Genomic DNA, 3,079 nt, shown 5'->3' with positions numbered 1-3,079 from the left:
TCTTTCCAGGGTTCATCATAATTGGCGGTTGTTTGGTTCATTTGAGTTGTCCGCTTACTCTTAGGGGTGAAGCGCGATAGCGTAACGCACCGATTTAATAATAGAGGTGAATGGTGGTAATCTGGGGATTTTGTTGTAAAAAAGCGGATATTTGTTCGATTCCGTCTTCGTTGGGAGAGAGAATAACCGTGGCGACTCCAGGGATTACCCCAGCTTGGAGACTTTGATAATCGGTAACACCAGCATCGAGGAAAACTACGGTAGCGGTTAAACGCTGATTTCTCGCACTATTCACCTGATTAGCTTGACTCAAGCCATCAGATTGAGCAAAATTGAACAAAACATCGTCAACAGCAGGAAAGCCCGGCAACAGGGTAGAAGTCATGACGTTAACTGCAAAAGATTAATGCGACTATTTTGTGCAAACAATCGCCAATTTTTCAAGGGGGATATAACAAAAATTTACAGAAAACGGGTTTCTTTAAGAAACCCGTTTTCTAAATAGTTTCTTTGAGAAACCCATTTGGCTCTTCTGGTTTCTGTGTGGAAACGAGGTCTATACTGATAGTTTCTTCGACAAAATAGTCCTAAAAGTGTTGCCCGATAAGCATTTCACGATTACATAAGCAAAAATTATCACACAAAGTCGAGAAGAGCCCCCATTTTCTCAGTTTCGTGGGTTGTTGCAAGATATGCAATCTGAACGACGTTCATAAATTGTATTTTTATTAGTTTATGGGACACAAACAATTCCTAATCCTGCCATTTGACGAATATGATCATCAAAAGCGAATACCTTAAATATTTGTAAACGATGAGCCATAACTAAAATAGAACAATCTGTGTAACTCCATTTTTTATCATTGTACTTACAGAAAGCTTCCCATATTGCCAGATCATCGCTATCTGACACATTGATATAACGATGATCTTCTCTTAGTATTTGACCCACTTGGATTGAGGCTCGACTAGATACCTTGCTCCGAATCCAAGTCACAGTTTCATCGAATACCGATTCCAGAATAATCCAATTATTATGAGGATTTTCTAAGTAATATTTTTGAGCGCTTTCGTGATGAGTTTCAGATTTGACAAAAAAGGCAATTAAAGCAGAAGTATCAACAATAATTTCTTTGTCCACAATTTTTAATAAATAATTTCATCGATGTTTTCAGCGTAGTTAGTTACAACTTGACCCCGATTATCTTGTCCGATAATATATTTAGGCTCAGGTTGGACAATTTCTAAACTTCCACAAAGTTCCCAAGTACGAGTCTTAGTAATATCTGGTAATTCAGCTTGAACATAATTTTCCAAAGCTTTGATAACAATCTCTTGAACCGAGGATTTTTGTTCTTGCAAACGAGATATTAATTCGTCGGGAATTTCGATCAATATTTGAGTCATTGATAAACCTTAGAGATTAACGTTGTTTTACTAACATTATAGCCTGTTTGTGAATTATAACCAAGAGACGCAAATGCAATTACCTGAATCAGTTACCAAAAGGCAACTGTTCACTGATTCAGGTGATTCGCCATAAGTCCAGAAAACGGGTTTCTGAAGATTGTCTCTCAATTACTCCCTCACAATGACAATTTTAGCGGGTCATGGCGAGAAGGCGATGGCCACAAGTCCAGAAAACGGGTTTCTTCAAGAAACCGGTTTTCTAGATATTGATTTTTGCCAAAGACTGCTTAAATTCTGCGAGAGAATTAGCAGTAGCTGCTAATTTTAGTAGCTCTTCTAAGATAGTAGGGTTAGTCATTTTAAGGAGTTGACATGATTTTTTCCTGAATAATAGGGTGAAAATTACAAAATTAAGCCCCTAAAGAAGGCACCATCCAGACGGATTGAGTGCCGTCGAGGTCGGTGTCTGGTCCAATCAGTGCCGGGTTGCGGTAGCCCGGCAGGACGGAGACGGCGAAAACCTCCTCCACGCCGCTATTGAACCAAAAAGTTGCCACCAGTTGACCGGTGGACAGGTTGACGATAGCCAACCCGCACCGCAATTGATTACGCCGCTCATCCAGGGGTAAACCGCCAAAAACCGCCGTTTCCCGCACTTGGGACAACCCGACAAAGGCGTGACCTTCCCAACAGTCTAAACCCCGGGTAAAACCGGGCAATTCGGCGATGATTTCCGTGCTGCCAGTTTGGGGATGCCAACGGTTCAAGGTTCCATAACCGGAATTGAGAAAATAGAGATTACCCTGGTAAAGACGGGGAGAATGGGGCATAGCTAAACCCCGCAAAATCACCTCTCCCCTCGGCACATCAATTAAGCATCCGCCCTGGGCCTTATTCTCTCGCCAGAGGCTTTCCTCGTTGGTTTCCCCCAATGCCGTTACATATACGGGAGTGCCGCTATTTTCAGCCATAGCCAAGCCATTGAGGTGGCAGCGGTCTCCGGGGACTAACTCGGTAATAAAGGGCGGTTTCCACTGGGGGAGAAAACTCCAATTTCCTTCGATGGTTGCCAGACAGTTAAATAGGGTATTGACCACCCAAAGGCGATTACTGCCAAAAGCCAAATCATGACCCATAATCGGACCGGTGAGGTGAGAAGAACGAGCTAAAAAGGCGATATCCTGTTCCCCTTCGGGTTTAATCTGGGGGGCAATCTCTCGATTAGCGGGTAAATTCCAAATTGCCTGACGAGCGCCCACAGCAATTCCGGTAGCGGTTCGGGTTAAACCCATTGCTTGGTCAAAATGGGCGAAACTCACCCGTATTTGTCCTTGATAAGTGCCAATGCTGGCCACTCGTCCCGCTTGGTAGGTGGAAATCAACACTGAGAGGTCAAGCTGGTTGAGTAATTCCGGCAGATTGAGGCTGTACTCATAATTGACCGGCACTGCTTGGCGCTGAGATGGACTCGCTGCTGGCTCTTGGGTATCTGAAAACTGGTTAGTCTTGGGCGGCAAGCTGTCCATAGAGTTTTTTTTGCATGGATTAGAATCGATTGTGATAATTGATTATTGTCTATGGTTTGTTGACTAACCTTAATAAGGTTTGATCCCCCCTTGCCCCCCTTAATAAGGGAGGTGCTGATGGGTTTCAGTTGGTATTAATGGGG

At 43.3% G+C, this 3,079-nt stretch carries 5 protein-coding genes; 1 reads left to right on the top strand and 4 read right to left on the bottom strand.

Annotated features, from left to right (window positions below; translation table 11 throughout):
• Nucleotides 1-94 precede the first annotated feature (94 nt).
• From PX482_RS10370 to PX482_RS10360, 3 genes are all read right to left on the bottom strand, one after another.
• Nucleotides 95-385, bottom strand: a complete 291-nt coding sequence (locus PX482_RS10370; RefSeq protein ID WP_288122405.1) for a DUF4347 domain-containing protein — start codon at nt 383-385, stop codon at nt 95-97.
• 348 nt (nt 386-733) lie between these two features.
• Entirely contained in the window at nt 734-1,141 is a 408-nt protein-coding gene (locus tag PX482_RS10365; protein ID WP_002761361.1) for a type II toxin-antitoxin system VapC family toxin, read from the bottom strand.
• A gap of 5 nt (nt 1,142-1,146) precedes the next feature.
• Nucleotides 1,147-1,407, bottom strand: coding sequence for a hypothetical protein (locus PX482_RS10360; RefSeq protein ID WP_002733873.1), 261 nt, complete (start codon nt 1,405-1,407; stop codon nt 1,147-1,149).
• Between the two features lie 184 nt (nt 1,408-1,591).
• Here PX482_RS10360 and PX482_RS10355 point away from each other — a divergent pair, with 184 nt between their 5' ends.
• On the top strand, nt 1,592-1,732 hold the full coding sequence (locus PX482_RS10355; RefSeq protein WP_216628906.1) for a hypothetical protein: 141 nt from the start codon (nt 1,592-1,594) through the stop codon (nt 1,730-1,732).
• Between the two features lie 88 nt (nt 1,733-1,820).
• Here the strand turns inward: PX482_RS10355 and PX482_RS10350 are convergent, their stop codons facing one another.
• Nucleotides 1,821-2,936: a TIGR03032 family protein gene (locus PX482_RS10350; RefSeq protein WP_288025936.1), complete on the bottom strand. Its 1,116-nt coding sequence runs from the start codon at nt 2,934-2,936 to the stop codon at nt 1,821-1,823.
• Nucleotides 2,937-3,079: the final 143 nt, after the last annotated feature.

The sequence above is a fragment of the Microcystis sp. M53602_WE12 genome, from assembly GCF_030065455.1.
Taxonomy (GTDB): domain Bacteria; phylum Cyanobacteriota; class Cyanobacteriia; order Cyanobacteriales; family Microcystaceae; genus Microcystis; species Microcystis aeruginosa.
The sequence above is the reverse complement of the archived record's forward strand: the minus strand, read 5'-3'. Positions and strand labels throughout refer to the sequence as shown.